Here is a 17,088-nt window from a genome sequence, read left to right as displayed (position 1 = left end):
TTGCTGTCCACACTGTGGGACCACATCAACAACCCCTTGGTCTATGCCACCCCCGCTTTCCTCGTCTTGATCGGGATCGAGGCAGCGAGCCTGCGTCACGCGGGCGAGGATTCCAGTCCGCGCGCCTACTCCCCCATCGACACTCGAACCAGCCTCACCATGGGCATGGGCGCGATCGTGGCGATGCTGATCTTCAAGACGCTGACGCTGCTGCTGTTCGTCTTCGTGTGGGTGGAACTCGCGCCATGGCATCTGCCGACCGACGCGTGGTGGTACTGGCCGCTGCTGCTACTGGTCGTCGATATCGCCTGGTACTGCAATCACCGCTTCTCGCACCGCGTCCGCATCGGCTGGGCCGCGCACCAGGCCCATCACTCGAGCGAGTATTTCAACCTCGGTACCGCACTGCGACAGAAGTGGAACCCGTGGTCGGAGGCGATCTTCTGGCTGCCGTTGCCGCTGCTCGGCTTCGCACCGTGGACGATCTACGTCGCGTTCGCCTTCAACCTCATCTACCAGTTCTTCACCCACACCGAGACGATCGACAAGATGTGGCGCCCGATCGAATTCGTGTTCAACACACCGTCGCATCACCGGGTGCATCACGGCAGCGACCCGGTGTACCTGGATCGCAACTACGGCGGCATCCTGATCATCTGGGATCGGATGTTCGGCACCTTCCAGGCCGAATTGCACACGCCTACCTACGGTCTCACCACTCCGGTAGGTACCTACAACGTGCTGAAGTTGCAGTATCGCGAGTACGGCAACATCATCGGCGATGTTCGCCGAGCGACCCGGTGGCGCGACCGGCTCGGCTACGTCTTCGCCCCGCCCGGCTGGCAGCCCGCCGCACAGCGGGCGAGCAGTGCCGCGCTGGACAAGCAGTCCGCGTGAGCGCCGTCGACGCCGCCGCCCTGATCCTGCGCCTGACCCTCGGTGCAGTCGTCCTCGCCCACGGCATCAATCACGCCTGGGGCGGCGGCAAACTCGCGGGCACGGCGGGCTGGTTCGCCTCGATCGGTCTACGTCCGGGAAAGCTGCACGCGGCCCTCGCCACCGCGACCGAGATCGCGGCGGGCCTGCTCCTCATCGTCGGCCTGCTTACGCCGTTCGCCGCGGCCGCCGTTGTTTCGACGATGACGGTCGCGTTGATCACCGCGCACCTGCGCAACGGGTTCTTCATCTTCCGGCCAGGTCAGGGCTGGGAGTACACCGCGGTCCTCGCCGCGATGGCCCTGGCGACCGCCACGCTCGGACCCGGCAGGTGGTCGACCGACCATCTTGTCGACATCGATTTCAACGGCATGGCAGCACTAGCGATCACGGCTGTCCTCGGCGTCGGGTCGGCAGCGCTGCTGCTGACCGTGTGCTGGCGCCCAGCACCGCGCAAAAACCGCTGATCCGATTTCGTAGTCCTCGACTCGTCTGGCCCGAAACGACGACTATGGCGCCACATCGGCCTTGCCGTCATCGCTGGATCGGATAGCAATACGCGATGAACAGGCGTTTTCCGGTTCTCATGTTTGCATGTCCGACCGAGGGCGCCAGAACTTCTCAGTCGGGCGTCGCCGAGTAGGTCACTACGAGGGGCGCGTGATCGGAGAGGCGCTCGGCGGGTGACGGTTCCTTGTCGACGACGACAGACATCGCGTGGCGGGCAAGGCCGGGTGTCGCGAGTTGGTGGTCCACTCGCCAACCCACGTCCTTGGCGAACAACTGACCCGCCCAGCTCCACCAGGTGAGTGGACCCGGGCGATCGCCGTGCACCTGTCGCACCACGTCTACGAGCCGGCGCGTGCCGAGAACCGAACTGAACCACTCGCGGTCGGCGGGCAGGAAGCCGTCCATCGTGCGGGCGGCACGCCAGTTGGTCACATCGTGCCGGGTGTGCGCGATGTTCAGATCCCCGGTGAGGACGAACTCGCGTCCCACACTCAGCGCAGCGAGCCGGTTCCGGTGCACTTCGCGGGCGAACGCAGCGAGGAACCTCTGCTTGCGTTCGTACTTGACCCCACCGTCGGGCTGTTCGCGCATCGATCCCGGGCGCTGGAGATGCGCTGGCAGACCACCCTTGGGGAGATACAGAGAGGCCACCGTTACCGGACGGTCGGCCAGGTCGACCTCGATATAACGTCCCTGGGCGGTGAACTCACCGAGTCCGCGGGCCCTGGGTGGGTGGGTCACCCACGTCCGCACGGCAGCGGCGGGAACCTTGGTCAGTACGGCCACACCGTTGCGACCGGCCACGGAACCGACGTCCACTGCCGCCGAATAGCCCGGGAAGGTTCCCACATCGGCTGCGGAACAACGCAATTCCTGCAGCGCGACCACATCCGCCGACCTGGCCCGCAACCACTGGTCGAATCCACGACGACGTGACGCGCGGATTCCGTTGACGTTGAATGTGGCGACAGTGAAAGTCTCAGCGACCGACGAACCCATGGGGACACTGTGCCGGAAACCCCTGTCACCCGTGCGTCTGCCGACCGCTTTCTTGAGGACTGTCCAAGATAGGCTGGTTCGCAGGCCGCGATGAGTCAGGACTGGTGATGCCGAGAAACAGACGCCCCCGGGATCGGGAGGAGAAGCGCGCCGAGATCGTCGCTGCCGCTCGGCGGTTGTTCACCGAACTGGGGTACGACGCGGTTCCGGTGAGCAGAATCGCCCAGGACGCCGGCGTGGTGTCGAACACGCTGTACTGGTATTTCCGGGACAAGGACGCGGTCCTGACGGCGGTGCTGGAGGAGGTCCTGGCCGAGTCGATGGCCCGGTACGGTCAGGTTCTCGACACCGATATCGTCGATCGACTGCTGTGGGTCGTCGCGGAGTTGGAGCACGTGAGCCGGTTGGTGACCACCGTGCATGCTCGCGCGAAGGAGTCGGATGCTGTTCGGGACTGGCACGAAGGGTTCCACGCGTTGGCCGAGGGCTTGTTCCGGGCGGAGCTGGCCATGATCGGGGTTCCCGAGAACGAGTTGGATGCGATGACCTCGATCGGGGTCTTCGTGGTCGAGGGACTTCTGATGCACCCGGTCGACGATGAGCGCAAGCGTGCGGTGATGGAAACACTGATACAGAGCGCCCGCGCAATGGCGGTAGCCGCCCGCTGACGAAACAGCGGGCGGATACGCAAGCTGCGCACCGCGTCGTGCGGGTCTAACTCGCGGTGCGCGCAGCCTTGGCGAATTGTTTTGTCAGGAAGTCGATCTGGTCGCGGACGGCGTCTTCGAAGTAGGTGCCGAGGTAGATGTCGAAGTGGTCGCAGGGGTAGGTCTCCACGTGGACATGTGCCAGGCCCCGCGCGCGGAGCTTGGTGGTTTCGGCGGGGGCGGCGGCGTCGTTGTCACAGACGCACAGCAGGGTCGGAACGCCGGAGCGGGCCATGGCGCGGCCGGGTCGGTAGAGCGGCAGCCGCAACACCAAGCGGGCGGCCAGCGCATTGGCGGCATCGAAGTTGTTATCCGGGCCTCGTAGTACGCCCCATATCGAGTCGCGGCCCACCGTGGTGACAGGCTCACGTTCGTCGGCGATCGTCAGTTCGATGTTCTGTGACAGCCGCGCACGAACCGATGACAGCCGTCGCAGGAGGGCGCTGGTGCGGCGCGACAGCCGGGTGCCTGGCGGTAGCAGCGCCGACGCGCCCGCGATGGCGTCGGGTGAGGCCACGAAAGCGGGCATCCACGAGGTTCCGGCCATCGGCATGAGGATCGGCTTGATACCGAGCCACGAGCATGCGGTGTCGAGGATGCCCGCCGCCATCAGCGCGACGGCGCTCAGCGGCCCGGTTCGCAGTCGTGAGATCAGCGAGGCCGGTCCGTCGGTGAAGGGACATTGAGCGACGATGGCCGCGACCTGTGGGTTGCCGCTCCCGACCTGCAGGACATGTCCACCACCGAATGAGGTGCCCCACAATGCGATCCGCTCGACATCGACCTCGGACAAGGTGCGCGCGAAGTCCACAGCGGCACGCCAGTCCGCGAGTTGGCGATCGATGTCGAGGAGCTGACGCGGCTGTCCGCCGCTGGCCCCGAGGTGGCGGTAGTCGAAGACCAGCACCGACCAGCCGTTCGCGGCGAAGCGTTCGGCGAACGCCTCCAGGCGCATCTCGCGCACCGCTCCCAGCCCGTGCCCCATGATCACCATCGGGCGAGGACCGGACGTACCGGGCGCGGAGTACAACCACGCCGCGCATGGCACACCGCCGGAGAGGAACTCCACATCGCGCCGCCGAATCGCCGCAGCGGCCTCACCTCGATCGATCGGCTCGTCGGTAGCCATGACTTGATTCCTTCCGCTCAGCGAACCAGCACTCTTGAACGTCGCCCAAGAACGGTGTCGCGACTACGGTAAGAGCTTCTTGAACGTCAGTCAAGAAAATGTTGCGGGGTGACCGCCGGAGCGGCCGCACGTAGTCGCTTCGGTGCTGTCGGGTACTCGCGAGACTGCCGTGGTGTGGAATTCAGCGAGCGAGAACTTCGCCGTCCGTCGGGAGTACTCCGAGACCGACCCCGGCCAATTACTCGAAATGCGACCGGAGGCGGATTTGTACCAACTCACACAACCCGCCCACGCCGAGCCGGCGAGGCGACGCTGTATCTCCTCGTCGTAGCGGTGTTCGACCTCCGCGCGGATCTCCACGACCGCACCGGGCTCTCGCGTCAACACCTCGACGGCCTGCCGGATGTAGCGTGCCTGCCGTTCCAGCATGTAGATGATCGAACCGGTACCGAGGTTGGTGTTGGGGCCGTACATGAGGAACATGTTCGGAAACCCGGGAACTGTCATGCCGAGATGAGCGTGGGCACCCTCGGCCCACGCGGCACGGAGTTCACGGCCTGCGCGCCCGCGCACCGTCATCGGTCCGATAAATTCCTGGGTAGCGAATCCGGTGCCGTAGATGATCACATCGACCGCGTGCTCGACGCCGTCAGCGGTGCGAATACCGCCCGCGGTGATCTCGATGATGCGTTCGGTGACAACGTCGACGTTGGGCTCGGTCAGGGCAGGGTAGTAGTCGTTGGCGAACAGCACCCGCTTACAACCGATCGGGTAGTCGGGTGTCAGCTTGTGCCGCAAGTCCGCCGAGGCCACTTGCCGTCGCAGTTGCCACCTCGCCGCGGCTTCGACCGCGGCGCTGATCCGCCGGTTACCGGTGATACCCAGCGTCCACACCTCGCCAAGGGTCCACCACAGGCCGCGTTCGAGCTTTTGCAGCAGGGGCAGCCGCCGGAAAGCGGAGTGGTGGATCGACCGGTACTCACCGTCTGGTTTGGGCAGGATGTAGGGCGCCGAGCGCTGGAACAGGGTCAACTGCGCGACCTGCGGTTGAATCCGCGGAACGAACTGGATGGCGCTCGCGCCCGCGCCGATCACCGCGACCCGACGTCCACGCAGGTCGCAATCATGACGCCACTGCGCCGAATGAAACGATGCGCCCTCGAAACGCACACGCCCCTCGATGTCGGGCATCGCCGGACGAGACAGCTGCCCGGTCGCAGGCACGAACACCCGGGCGCGTACCGAACCGCCGTCGGCGGTGCGCAGATCCCACAGCCCCTCGGACTCCTCGAACCGGGCGGTTGTCACCTCCACGTCGTACCGAATTCGGTTCCGCAGGCCGGGCGCGGATGCGATATCGGTCAGATAGCTCTCGATCTGAGCCTGGCCGGCGTAGCGCCTGGTCCAGTCCGGCTTCGGAGCATAGGAGAACGAGTAATAAGGCGAGGGCACATCGCAGGCGGCTCCCGGATAGGTGTTCTCGCGCCACACCCCGCCCGCGCGATCCGCCTTCTCCAAGATCACGAAATCGCTGATCCCCGCCCGCAGTAGCTCATTGGCCATCGCCAGCCCGGCGAAACCCGCACCGACGATGACCACCGATACCGTGTCCGCCACGCTTGTCGTCCCATCTCGCATGGTCCTCGACGCTAACCACGGACCATCGCGCGGCGTATATCCGCGCGGCCAGAGAATTGACAATTCTGGCCAAACCTGAGCGCGGTTTGTAAACTCGCTGGTCATGACGGGATCTATCCCGGCCGCAGCGGTTTCCCACCATGATTTTCCCCGCTCAGTCGCCAGCGTCACCCTGATGTCCCGGTTCGCCTGCGACCACGGCCTCCCACTCGAGCAGGCACTCGACGGCTCCGGGCTCACCGTCGCCCACCTCGCCGACCCCCACGCGCACGTTTCGGCCGCACAGGAACTCGCCGTCGCCACCAATCTGGCCTCCGCGCTCACCGAGGAAAACCATCCTGGGCTCGATCTCGGCCGCAGATACCGCACCACCACATTCGGCATCTTCGGATTCGCCTGCCTGGCCAGCCCTACCCTGGGTGACGCCCTGTCGTTCTTTCTCCGCTACTTCGACCTGACCTTCGCCTTCTGCGTGCCACGAGTAGAACTGTCCGAGACCGAGGTGATCGTGCGACTCGACGACAGCGCCCTCGCGGCACCGGCACGACAATTCCTCTTCGACCGCGACGCAGCAGCCATCCTCACCGTGAGCGAAGACCTCTTCCCCGGCCAGTTCTCACCAGCGCGAGTCGAGATCCGCCGCCCACGACCAGCCTCGACGACAGCGTACGAGGAAGTGTTCCACCAGCTTCCGATCTTCGACCGACCCGAGAACATCGTCGCGTTCGACCCGCACCTGCTCACCCAGCCGCTCCCCCGAGCCGATCCACGCACCCTCGCCCAATGCGAAGAGCAATGCCGGCAACTGGTTACCGCACGCCGACACCGCAACGGCATCGCGGCACAGGTCCGAGACCTGCTCACCCATGTCGACCTGAACGCAGCAGGGCCCGACGAGGTCGCCCGCGCACTCCACATCAGCACCCGAACCATGCGACGACGACTCGGCGAAGCAGGCACCAGCTACCAGGTCCTGCGCGACGAGGTTCGCGAAGCACTCGCAGAACAGATGCTGCGCACCGGCGTGCTCTCGGTACACGACGTGGCGATCCGCCTCGGCTACGCGGAATCCGCGAGCTTCATCCACGCGTTCAAACGCTGGAAGGGATTGACCCCCAAACAATTCCAGGTCACCTCTCACGCCACCTCTACGCCGACCCCACGCGCTGCACCGCGCGGCGCGATCAATCCGGGACGATGACGGCGCGCTGACGGCCTTGATGTGCCCAGGCTTCGCCGACACGACTGAGCGGGTATGTGGTGTACGGCGGGTCGAAGGTGCCGTCGGCGAAGCGGGCGAGGAGGGCGGGGACCTCGGCGATCATCTGTTCCTTCGAGACCGAGCCGAGGCCACTGCCGCTGATCCGGATGCGGCGGCTGCGCAGTAGCGCCGCGGGGAGCGAGGCATCGGTTCCGGCGAGTGTGCCTATCTGCACGTAATCGAGTGGCACGCTGTTGGCGGACGGGCCGGAGCTTCCCACTGCCGCGAAGGCAGCCTCGGCGACGGCGCCCCACACGTAGTCGAGGACGAGGGTGGGTTGGGTGTCGGCGACGGCCGCACCGAGGGTGGTCGACCAGGTGTCGGGTGCGTCCGGGGCGAGTGCAACGGTCACTACACCCGGGCCGCGCAGTCGTTCCAGCGCTGCGTGGTCGCGCCCGGCCGCGACGACTTGTTTCGCGCCGAGGGCCAGCGCGGCCCGCACCGCCAGACCGCCCGAGGCGCCGGTCGCGCCGAGCACGAGTACGGTCCCGATTTCGCCCGCCTCCTCGCGCCGGGCGATCAGGGGCATCCAGCCGGAGAGGGCCGGATTCATGCCGGCGGCGACGGCGAGCGGATCGGCCCCGGCGGGAAGTTCCGCCTCGAACGGCGTGACCATCCATTCCGCCATGGTCCCCCACGGCGCCCGGGCGAAACCCGTGTAGACCAGCCGCCCGTCCTCGGTGCGGGCCACGGCATCGACGCCCGGTACGAGGGGATGTGCCGGGCCGCCGGAGTAGTGGCGCCCGGAGGCCTGCCCACGGACGACGTGGTGCAAACCAGCGCCGACCAGCCTCAGCGGTGCCCGGCCCGGCCGCGGTTGTGGATCAGGGAAGTCCGCGAGAACTGGTGTGGCGTCGGGGGTTTCGACGACAGCAGCGCGCATGAGATATCTCCTTAACTAAGTTAATTTCCGATGTCGCCAACGGTGCCTTAACTTTGTTAAACTGTCAAGCGTGGCAAAGGGAATCACCCGGGAGCAGATCGTGACGGCAGCACTCGAACTGCTCGACGAGCAGGGCATGGACGCCCTCACCGTCCGCGCGCTCGCCGCCCGGCTCGACGTGAAGGCCCCCGCCCTGTACTGGCACGTCCGCAACAAACAGGAACTTCTCGACGAGATGGCCACATTCGTCATGCGCCGCGTCACCGATGCACTGGCGGCGATCCCGCGCGGCGCCGACTGGCGTGCCGACGTGTCCGCCTACGCCCGCGTCCTGAGGTCGGAGTATCTGAGGCACCGGGACGGGGCGCGCATCTTCAGCGGCACGCGTTTCGCCGACCCCGACGTGGTGAAGGCGAAGGAATCGTGGCTCGAGCGCTTGACCGCGGCCGGGTTCTCACTGCCCGAGGCCGACGACACCCTCGACCTGCTCACGGCCTTCGTGGTCGGCTTCGTCATCGAAGAGCAGGAGCGCAGCCCGTCCACGAGCACTGACCCCGCTCGATACTCGCTTGCCGAACGTGATGCGTGGCTCGGCGAGGGGGCCGAACTGGTCAAGGCCGCCGGACATCTCCGCGACGACGGCGACCCGAGGTTCGAACGACAACTCGGCGTCGTCCTCGACGGGCTCGCGACCCGGTTGCGCTGACGGCCGACGCTCACTCCTCGTCCACATCGTGCTCGTCTGGTCCCGATTCAAATCCGGCCGGGCGACCGACCCGCGCAGGCCCAGCACTCGACAAACTCCCCACGATCGACGCGATCGAACCGCTACGCCCGAGCGCGGCGTGCCAACAGCAGGTGCTCGGAGCACTGCGGCCCTAGCTGGTGGAGCGCAGGGCCTTCCCGAGCTTCACCCGGCGCTCGTCGTCCGCCGAACGCCGGACAGGCCAGAGTGTTTCGGCGATTTCCGTACCCGCCTGGGTGCGGTAGGCGTCGACCAGGATGGCTGGGTCGCCGCCTGTTTCGGTGAGGGTGGCCGCCGCTTCGCTGCCGTCGGCGAACACGAGGTCGAAGCGATCAGCGGGGCAGTTCGAGTTCCAGGCCTGGGAACAGGTGGGTGTAGGCGACGACCACGGATGCTGCGTCGGTCACGGGTGTTCCTTCCGATCGGAGGCGATCTCACACTACGTCGCGAAGTGCCCCATCGACCCGCACCGAGCCTCCGATGTCGGGAGCGCCGGTCACCGATCGGGGTGCTGCCAGATCGGGTTCGACGCCGCGGTGGTCATCGGGCAATCGTCACGCCTGGCCGATCACGATGCATCATCCGTTCCGGGTGACCTCAGGAACCCTCAGCCGATGCCGTTGACGGCAGGCAGCGCTTCGGCGACCCGCACCGCCTCGGCCAGCTCGTCGGCGGTGCTGCGGAGCTGGTCAGGGGTGTGTTCGGAGGTCAGGAAGAAGCGGAGGCGCTCGGCCCCGACCGGGACCGCAGGGGCGGTGATCGCGCCCGTGTAGATGCCCTGTTGCAGCAGCCGCGCAGAGACGAAACCGGCGCGGAATTCCTGCGGCACCATGACCGGGAAGATCGGGGTGCCCTCGGAAACACCCAGGTCGAGGTCACGTTCGACGAGCAAGCTCCGGAAGAACTCGGTATTGGACCACAGGCGGGTCAGGCGCTGGGGTTCCATGTCGAGGATGTCGAGGGCGGCCAGGGCGGCACCGATCGTCGACGGCGCGGGGCCACCGCTCAGCATCGCCACACCGGGTGCGGCGACCTTCATCGCACCGATCAGGTCGGCGTCGCCGGCGACGAATCCACCGCAGCTGCCGAGCGCCTTGGACAGGGTGCCCATCCAGATGTCGACGGCATCACCGGGCAAGCCGAAATGTTCGCGAACGCCTCGGCCGTTAGCGCCGAACACACCGAGCGAATGCGCCTCATCGACCATCACGGCACAGTCGAATTCCCTGGCGATAGCGGCGATTTCGGGCAGCTTCCCGATGGTTCCGTCCATGCTGTAGTGACCTTCGATCACCACCAACGCACGGTCGAAATCGGCGCGCGCCATCCGCAGCACCGACCGCAGCGACTCGGGGTCGTTGTGCCGGAAGGTGAGCTGACGCGCACCCGACCACTGCACGCCCGACACCACACTGCGGTGGATCAGCGAATCACAGATGGCGACATCGCCGTCGCGCAACAGGAAGCCGATCACCCCGGCATTCGTGAGATATCCGCTGGTGGTCACCAGGGCGTCGGCGACGTCGTACATCCCGGCCAGGCGCTGCTCGAGTTCGGCGTAGAGCGGGATCTCCCCGGCGACGATGCGCGAGGCCGAGGCGGAGGCGCCGTAAGTGTCGAGCGCGTCCTTGGCCGCCTGCACCACCTTCGGATGATTACTCAGCCCGAGGTAGTTGTAGGCGCCGAAGTTCACCAGTTCGCGTCCCTGCCAACGGATCACGGTGTCGTTGGCGCTCTCACGCAGCAGGAAGACCGGGTTCGGCATGTCGAATCGGTCGTACAGTTCGGCGATCGTGGCGCGTTTCTTCGCCATCGCCGCCACCTCGGGGTGGTCGGCGAACTGGCGACCCGGACCGCGCCGGGGCCGTCGCGTGACGGACGGGGGCGTGGACGGCGCCCGCGACACCCCCTCGCCGACCGTGTCGTTGAGCAGCTTCCTGGCCAGTTCCCGCGCCGACTCGCTCATGCCCGCACCCCGACGATCGCCTCCGCCACCCGCGCTCCCGCCTGTTCGAGGCTGAACGAACGACCCATCTGCAAGGTCAGCAGCTCGACACCGAGCGACTTCGACACCAGCGCACCGAATTCCACCGCCATCAGCGAATCCAGGCCGAGTTCGGGAACCGGAACGCTCAGGTCGATCGAATCCGCCGCGACACCCATCACCTGCGCCAGCTGTTCGGCCAGCATGTACGCCACAACCTCCCCGCGTTTGTCCTCGTCGAGTTCGGCGAGCTGGATACGCAATTGGTTCGCCGCCGAATCATCCTGCGCCGCAGCGGCGATCATCGTCTCGAGCCGTCCGGTCTCGGCGAAGAACGGCGCGGTGGCATCGACCTTGGCCCAGTCGATCGGAATGATCGCCGCCTGCGTGATGCCAAGGCGCAGCGCTTGTTCCAGATATTGCGCGCCCTCGTCCATGTCGAGCGGATCGAAGCCGGTGGTGCGCAGATACCGGGTGATGTGCTCGTCGGCGGCGGCCATACCGCCGCCGGACATGTGACCCCAGCCGACCGCGAGCGCCGTGCCGCCTGTGCGGACGACCGATTCGGCCATCGCCTGCAGCGCGGAATTGGCTGCTGTGTAGGCGAATTGACCGACGGCACCGAACATTGTCGAGCCGGAGGAGTACAGCACGAAGTGGTCGAGTCGCACGCCTGCCGCCTCGAGACCCGCCGCCAGGGCGCGCACGCCGTCCACCTTCGGCCGATACACCGCCGCCAGACTGTCGATGTCCATCACCGTGGCGCGTTTGTCGTCGATCACGCCCGCCGTGTGGAACACACCGCGCAGCGGATGGTCGGCCGTGTGCGCTCGGTCGATCACCCCGGCGACGGCCTCGGCATCGGTGATGTCGACCAGCTCGCTGACCACCGTGATGCCCTGCTGCGCCCACGCCGCGAGCTGCGCGACGGCCGCTCCCGTGGTGGGACCGCTACGGCCGAGCAGCGTGAGGTGGCGGGCGCCGTTGCCGACCAACCACCGTCCGGTGGCCAGGCCGAAGGCCCCGAAACCGCCGGTGATCAGGTAGTTCGCGTCCGCTTCGATACGCACTTGGGGCTGGGCGGGGCGGACGAGGGGCTCGGCTTCGGTGAGGTCGAGCGCGACGCGCCCGGTTCCGGTGGACCGGGCCACCGCCTCGAAGGCCTCGCCGACCTCGGCGGTGCCGTAGCTGGTGAACGGCAGCGCCCGGTAGGTGCCGTCGTCGAGCCTGGCGTTGATTCCGCGCACCAGATCGAGCACGCGGTCGCGCCGGACGCGGGCCATCCGGTCCAGGTCGAAGGAGTAGTAGGCGATGTTCTTGTCGAAGGCGGCCAGTTCCAGCACGCCACCGGCGTAGATGTCGGCCTTGCCGATTTCGACGATGCGGCCGAATTCGGCGACCATAGTGAAGTTCTGGCGTTGCAACTCACCGGGTGCGGTACTGAGGATCACGTCGACGCCACGGCCGTCGGTGAGCGCGAGCACCTCGTCCACGAGCGTGAGCGAGCGTGAACCGAGGACGTGATCGGCGCCTTCGGCCGACACGAGCGCACGGCGTTGCTCGGTGCTCGCGGTGCCGATCACCACGGCACCGTGCTGCTTGGCGATCTGCACCGCGGCGGTGCCGACACCACCGGCGGCGCCGTGGATCAGCACGGTCTCCCCCGGCTGGATCCTGGCCAGCTCGAGCAGGGAGTGTTCGGCGGTGGCGAAGGCCGTTCCGCTCGTGCAGCGCCCGGGATCGGTGCCGGGGCGCACGCGGGCGAGCAGGGCGGCGTCGGTGGTGTGGAACCGGGCGATCATGCCCTTCGAGGTCACGGTCACCTCGTCGCCGACGGCCACGTCGGTGACTTCGGCGCCGACCCGGACGACGGTCGCGGCTCCTTCCATACCGGGCACCGTGCCGAAATAGGTGGGCGCCAGCTCCCGCTCCCCGAGCACGCCGATCACCTTCAGCGCGTCCTTGTAGTTCAGGCCGACCGCGCGCATGCGCAGTTCGACCTCACCGGGTCCGGGTGCACGGCGTTCGCACCGCCGCCAGCCCAGCCGGGCGAAGGTGCGCGAGCGGGGCAGCTCGAGTTCGAAGTTCGCCTCCGGATCGGTGAGCGGCTCCGCCGTGTCGAGCGTTTCGAGGCGCTGCGGCATGGTCCGGTCCACGACGGTGACCCAGCGCAGTCCGTCCCGCAGGATCACCTCGTCACTGCGGTCGTAGGTGAAGGCACCTGGCACGGCGAGTTCGGCGGCCAGTTCGGTTTCGGTGACCCGAGCGTCGATATCGACGAGCCGCCAACGCAGCCTGGACTGTTCGTTGAGCAGCACCCGGCGGGCGCCCGCGATCGCGGCCTGGGTGAGCGAGGGTGGCGTCGGGTCGGCCGGGTGCGCGTAGGCGTTGGCGGTGACGACCGTCGCGTGCAGTGACCCGTCGCCGGTCATGGGCAGGTCGACGGCGAGTTCGTTCGCGCGGACGTCGAGGAAGCTCTCGAGGGTGGCCGCGACCCGGCGAAGGGTCCACAGGGTGGGTATATCGCCGTCGGCCGAGGCGCCGGGAACCACGCAAACATGCACGCGCTCGACCACTTCGAGAGCGAAGAGGTCGCGGAGGCGGGCGGTGAGGTTCGCTTCCAGCTCGGCGTCGTCGAGCAGGACGGCGGCCGAACCGGCGGCACCGGTGCGCACGGCCTGGTGCACCCGCTCGACGCGGTCCTCGACGCCTTCGCCGTAACCGAGCACCAGCGTGAACAGTCCGTCGTTGCCGGGAAGCGCGGTCGTGTCGACCGGGTCGCGCAGCTCCCAGCGTTCTTCGTAGAAGAAGTCGCTCATCCGCCGCAGTGGTCCCGCACCCGGCGTGAGCGAGGCGAAGCGCACGCCCCGCAGTTGCAGGCAGACAGCGTTGTCGGCGCCGAGCAGGTCGATGTCGGCGGCGTCACCGGACATCCGGGTGACCACCGTGATCTCGGTGGGCAGCGCGGCCAGCCGGCGCACCGAGCGGACGCCGACGGGGACCATCGCCCCTTCGGCGGCACGCCCGGCGAGCAATGCCGCGACCGTTTGCAAGGCGGCGTCGACCACGGCGGGGTGCGCGAGATGGCGTGCATCCCGGTCGATTTCACCGTTCACCTGCGCGACAACGGTGTCGGTGTCGAGCCGGATCGCGGTCACCCGCTGGAACGCCGGACCGTACTCGAGCCCGGCCGCGACAAGACCGGTGTAGAAGTCGGCGGGTTCGACCGATGTCATCGCGGAGAGGTCGGGCACGTCGGCCCCGACCGGCGCGTAGGAGCCCTCGACGAGCCGTCCGGTCGCGTGCACGGTCCACACCGAACCCGCGGCGCCGCGCGAACGGATGGTGAAGCGTCGGGTCGAAACCTCCAGGTGGAGTTCGACGATCGGTGCGTCACCACCGTCGACGACGAGCGGCGCGACGAACCGCACGTCCTCCAGCCCCACCTGCTCGGACTCGGCCCGCACGGCCGCGGCGCTGAGCGCGGCGTCGAGGTAGCCCGAGCCCGGCATGATCGCGGTGCCGCCGACGACATGGTCGGTGAGCCAGGGCAGCGCGGCGGTCGACAGGTTGAGACGCCAGGTGCTCGCGTCGTCGGGGCGCCGGTCGCCGAGCAGGGGGTGCGCGTCCGGGGTGCCGTGCCGTTGCGTTCGCAGCTCGGGCAATTCCGAGCGCAGCACCGTGCGCTGCCAGGGGTAGCGCGGCAGGTCGATATGCGGTGTCGGGCGAACCGCTTCGGTGAACAGGGTGTCGATATCGAGAGCGCCCGCGGCGTAGAGGTCGACGAGCATCTGACGCATGCTGTGCGCGTCGTCCTGTTTGCGGTGCAAGGTGGCGATGGTCGTGCCCGTCTCGCCCGCACCGATGAGGATCTCGCGGATATTGGCGCCGAGCACCGGGTGCGGGCCGACTTCGAGGAATACGCGGTGTCCCGCCTTCACGAGCGTCGTGGCCGCCGCCGCGAAACGCACCGGCTGGCGCACATTGGCGCACCAGTAGTCGGCGTCCCAGTCCGCGCCGGTGACCAGTTCGCCGGTGACGGTGGAGTACAGCGGGAGGCGTGGTTCGGCGACGGTGATGTCGGCGAGTTCGGCACGCAGTTCGTCGAGGATCGGGTCCATCAGGGCACTGTGATACGGCACTTCGACCTGCAGACGACGCGCGAACACACCCCGCTCCGTGAGCGTTTGGGCAACGGCGTCGAGCCGGTCGACCGCACCGGCGAGGGTGACCGCCGACGGGCTGTTGATCGCCGCGATATCGACCGCGTCCTCACCTGCCACGAGCGCACCGGCCTCGTCCGGCCCGAGCCCGACCGCGAGCATGCCGCCGGTGCCCGCCGTGGTCGCCTGCAGCCGCGAACGGTGGTAGCTGACGAGAACGGCGTCGACCAGCGACAACATGCCGGTCAGGTACGCGGCTGCCACCTCGCCGACACTGTGCCCGACGACGGCCGCCGGCTCGATCCCCCGCTCCCGCAGCGTCGCGAACAGCGCGACCTGCACCAGGAAATTGGCCGGTTGCGCGACGGCGGTCGAGGGCACCCTCGATTCTTCCTCGGGCCGCAACAGTTCCTCGATGATCGACCAGCCGGCCACCGCCTGGAACTCCGCGTCCACCCGCTTCGCTTCGACAGCGAAAGTGCCTTCCGCCGTGAGCAGCTCACGTGCCATGCCCCACCATTGCGGGCCCATGCCGGTGCAGACGAACACCGGTTCACCGGCGCGTTTGGCGACGGTCTTGGCGACCCGGCCCGATCCGGTCGCCAGATCGATCAGCCCCTGCACCAGCTCGGTGTCGTCACCGAAGGCGACGCCCGTGCGCACCGGATGATGCTGGCGCCGCCGCCACGCCGCCTCCGCCAGCCGCTGCGGATCGGAACCGTCGGCGATGCGTTCGGCGAACCCACGCGCCAGCTCCCGTACCGCACCCTCGGAACGCCCCGACAGCGGCAGCACGCCGAAATGCACAGGTGGCCGAACGGTTTCGGCGCTCGGCCGGTACTCCTGCAGGATCGCGTGCGCGTTCGTCCCGCCGTAACCGAAACCGTTGACGGCCACGGCCATGCGCTCGACGTCGGGTCCGACCGGCTCGGCCTCGGTGAGTACCCGAATCCCCCACTCGTCGAAGGGGATATCGGGGTTCGGCGTGTCCAGCCAGCCCTGCGGCGGGATCGTGCGATGCCGAATCGCCAACGCCGACTTGATGATGCTCGCGACACCCGAGGCGGCCTCGGTGTGCCCGAGCGTGGCCTTCAACGACCCGACGCCGAGCTGCCCCGGCCGTCCGGCAGGTGCGCCGTAGGCGCGGCCGATGGCCCGCAGTTCGATCGGATCGCCCACCGGGGTGCCGGTACCGTGCGCCTCGACGTAGGTGACATCGCGAACATCGAGGCCGGAGCGCCGGATCACCTCGCGCGCGAGGCTTTCCTGGGATTCCGCATTGGGGACGGTGATCGCGGTGGTCCGCCCGTCCTGGTTGGCGCCGGTGGCCTTGACCACGGCGTAGACCCGGTCACCGTCGCGTTCGGCGTCGGCCAGCTTCTTCAGGACCACCACCCCGGCGCCCTCGCCCCGGCCGTAGCCGTCGGCCGCGGCGTCGAACGGCTTGCTCCGCCCGTCGGCGGCGAGGAAGCCGCCCTTGCACATCGTGACGAATGTTTCCGGCTGCACCATCACGTTCACGCCACCGGCGATCGCGACCTCGCAGTCACCGTCGGCGATAGCCCGGCACGCCAGATGCAGGGCGACCAGCGACGACGAACAGGCCGTATCCACCGTCACGGCGGGACCTTTCAGGTCGAGCGCGTACGCGAGCCGGTTCGACAGCATCGTGTACGACACACCGACGGCGGTGTGCAGGTCGACATGCGGCAGCGCGGCACCCGCCGAAACCACCATCTGATCGAGGGTGAAGGCACCCACGTACACCCCGAGCGAGGACCCCGCGGCCCGGCCGGCCACGCCCGCGTCGTCGAGCGCCTCCCAGGCCACCTCGAGGATCAACCGCTGCTGCGGGTCCATGCTGGTGGCCTCGCGTGGGGAGATGCCGAAGAACTCCGGGTCGAAGGCCCACGGGTCGCCCGTCATGAAGGCGCCGCGTTTGGTGTACATGCGGCCGGGGGCGCGCCGGTCCTCGTCGTAGTAGCGGCGCCAGTCCCAGCGCTCCTCGGGAATCTCACGAACGCCGTCGCGCTTGTGGATCACGAAGTCCCAGAACAATTCCGGCGAGTCGATGCCGCCCGCATAACGGCAGCCGATGCCGACGATGGCGATGTCAGTCATGTGCATTCCTCG

Annotated in this window: 12 protein-coding genes; 5 read left to right on the top strand and 7 right to left on the bottom strand. The window is 67.8% G+C overall.

Annotated elements, in window-relative coordinates:
• Positions 1–897, top strand: coding sequence for a sterol desaturase family protein (locus NI2_RS19340; RefSeq protein ID WP_067492534.1), 897 nt, complete (start codon positions 1–3; stop codon positions 895–897).
• Positions 894–1,403 (top strand): DoxX family protein, encoded by a 510-nt coding sequence (locus NI2_RS19335; RefSeq protein WP_067492532.1) that lies wholly within the window; start codon positions 894–896, stop codon positions 1,401–1,403. The genes NI2_RS19340 and NI2_RS19335 overlap by 4 nt, the downstream gene beginning before the upstream one ends.
• A 154-nt stretch (positions 1,404–1,557) precedes the next feature.
• Here NI2_RS19335 and NI2_RS19330 read toward each other — a convergent pair whose 3' ends face one another.
• Positions 1,558–2,445: an exodeoxyribonuclease III gene (locus NI2_RS19330; protein ID WP_067492530.1), complete on the bottom strand. Its 888-nt coding sequence runs from the start codon at positions 2,443–2,445 to the stop codon at positions 1,558–1,560.
• Between the two features lie 107 nt (positions 2,446–2,552).
• Between NI2_RS19330 and NI2_RS19325 the strand changes: the two genes are divergently transcribed.
• Positions 2,553–3,113, top strand: a complete 561-nt coding sequence (locus NI2_RS19325; protein WP_067492528.1) for a TetR/AcrR family transcriptional regulator — start codon at positions 2,553–2,555, stop codon at positions 3,111–3,113.
• Between the two features lie 46 nt (positions 3,114–3,159).
• On the opposite strand, the gene NI2_RS19320 is transcribed toward NI2_RS19325, so the two are convergent.
• Both NI2_RS19320 and NI2_RS19315 read right to left on the bottom strand, forming a co-directional pair.
• Entirely contained in the window at positions 3,160–4,281 is a 1,122-nt protein-coding gene (locus tag NI2_RS19320) for an alpha/beta hydrolase (RefSeq protein ID WP_067492526.1), read from the bottom strand.
• 90 nt (positions 4,282–4,371) lie between these two features.
• Positions 4,372–5,898, bottom strand: a complete 1,527-nt coding sequence (locus tag NI2_RS19315) for a flavin-containing monooxygenase (protein ID WP_255284027.1) — start codon at positions 5,896–5,898, stop codon at positions 4,372–4,374.
• A gap of 196 nt (positions 5,899–6,094) precedes the next feature.
• Here NI2_RS19315 and NI2_RS19310 point away from each other — a divergent pair, with 196 nt between their 5' ends.
• Positions 6,095–7,120, top strand: a complete 1,026-nt coding sequence (locus tag NI2_RS19310) for an AraC family transcriptional regulator (RefSeq protein WP_243749841.1) — start codon at positions 6,095–6,097, stop codon at positions 7,118–7,120.
• On the opposite strand, the gene NI2_RS19305 is transcribed toward NI2_RS19310, so the two are convergent.
• Positions 7,104–8,063, bottom strand: a complete 960-nt coding sequence (locus NI2_RS19305) for a quinone oxidoreductase family protein (protein WP_067492522.1) — start codon at positions 8,061–8,063, stop codon at positions 7,104–7,106. The two genes, NI2_RS19310 and NI2_RS19305, sit on opposite strands and share 17 nt — an antisense overlap.
• 70 nt (positions 8,064–8,133) lie before the next feature.
• On the opposite strand from NI2_RS19305, the gene NI2_RS19300 reads away from it, so the two are divergent.
• Entirely contained in the window at positions 8,134–8,769 is a 636-nt protein-coding gene (locus NI2_RS19300; protein WP_067492520.1) for a TetR/AcrR family transcriptional regulator C-terminal domain-containing protein, read from the top strand.
• Positions 8,770–8,941: 172 nt separating this feature from the next.
• Here NI2_RS19300 and NI2_RS19295 read toward each other — a convergent pair whose 3' ends face one another.
• The 3 genes from NI2_RS19295 to NI2_RS19285 all read right to left on the bottom strand — a co-directional run bounded on the left by NI2_RS19295 (position 8,942) and on the right by NI2_RS19285 (position 17,076).
• Positions 8,942–9,127 carry a hypothetical protein gene (locus NI2_RS19295; protein WP_067492518.1) on the bottom strand — a complete coding sequence of 62 codons (186 nt, stop codon included), beginning with the start codon at positions 9,125–9,127 and terminating at the stop codon, positions 8,942–8,944.
• Between the two features lie 288 nt (positions 9,128–9,415).
• On the bottom strand, positions 9,416–10,774 hold the full coding sequence (locus NI2_RS19290; protein WP_067492516.1) for an aminotransferase class I/II-fold pyridoxal phosphate-dependent enzyme: 1,359 nt from the start codon (positions 10,772–10,774) through the stop codon (positions 9,416–9,418).
• Positions 10,771–17,076 carry a type I polyketide synthase gene (locus tag NI2_RS19285; protein ID WP_067492593.1) on the bottom strand — a complete coding sequence of 2,102 codons (6,306 nt, stop codon included), beginning with the start codon at positions 17,074–17,076 and terminating at the stop codon, positions 10,771–10,773. The genes NI2_RS19290 and NI2_RS19285 overlap by 4 nt, the downstream gene beginning before the upstream one ends.
• Between the last annotated feature and the right edge of the window lie 12 nt (positions 17,077–17,088).

It is taken from the genome of Nocardia ignorata NBRC 108230 (genome assembly GCF_001612905.1).
GTDB lineage: Bacteria > Actinomycetota > Actinomycetes > Mycobacteriales > Mycobacteriaceae > Nocardia > Nocardia ignorata.
This window is presented reverse-complemented; position numbering and strand designations above follow the sequence as displayed.

Bases quoted from the DNA above. Each gene is read 5' to 3' on its own strand.
- NI2_RS19330 (WP_067492530.1), bottom strand. From the start codon at position 2,445: ATGGGTTCGTCGGTCGCTGAGACTTTCACTGTCGCCACATTCAACGTC.
- NI2_RS19325 (WP_067492528.1), top strand. From the start codon at position 2,553: ATGCCGAGAAACAGACGCCCCCGGGATCGGGAGGAGAAGCGCGCCGAG.
- NI2_RS19320 (WP_067492526.1), bottom strand. From the start codon at position 4,281: ATGGCTACCGACGAGCCGATCGATCGAGGTGAGGCCGCTGCGGCGATT.
- NI2_RS19310 (WP_243749841.1), top strand. From the start codon at position 6,095: ATGTCCCGGTTCGCCTGCGACCACGGCCTCCCACTCGAGCAGGCACTC.
- NI2_RS19305 (WP_067492522.1), bottom strand. From the start codon at position 8,063: ATGCGCGCTGCTGTCGTCGAAACCCCCGACGCCACACCAGTTCTCGCG.
- NI2_RS19290 (WP_067492516.1), bottom strand. From the start codon at position 10,774: ATGAGCGAGTCGGCGCGGGAACTGGCCAGGAAGCTGCTCAACGACACG.
- NI2_RS19285 (WP_067492593.1), bottom strand. From the start codon at position 17,076: ATGACTGACATCGCCATCGTCGGCATCGGCTGCCGTTATGCGGGCGGC.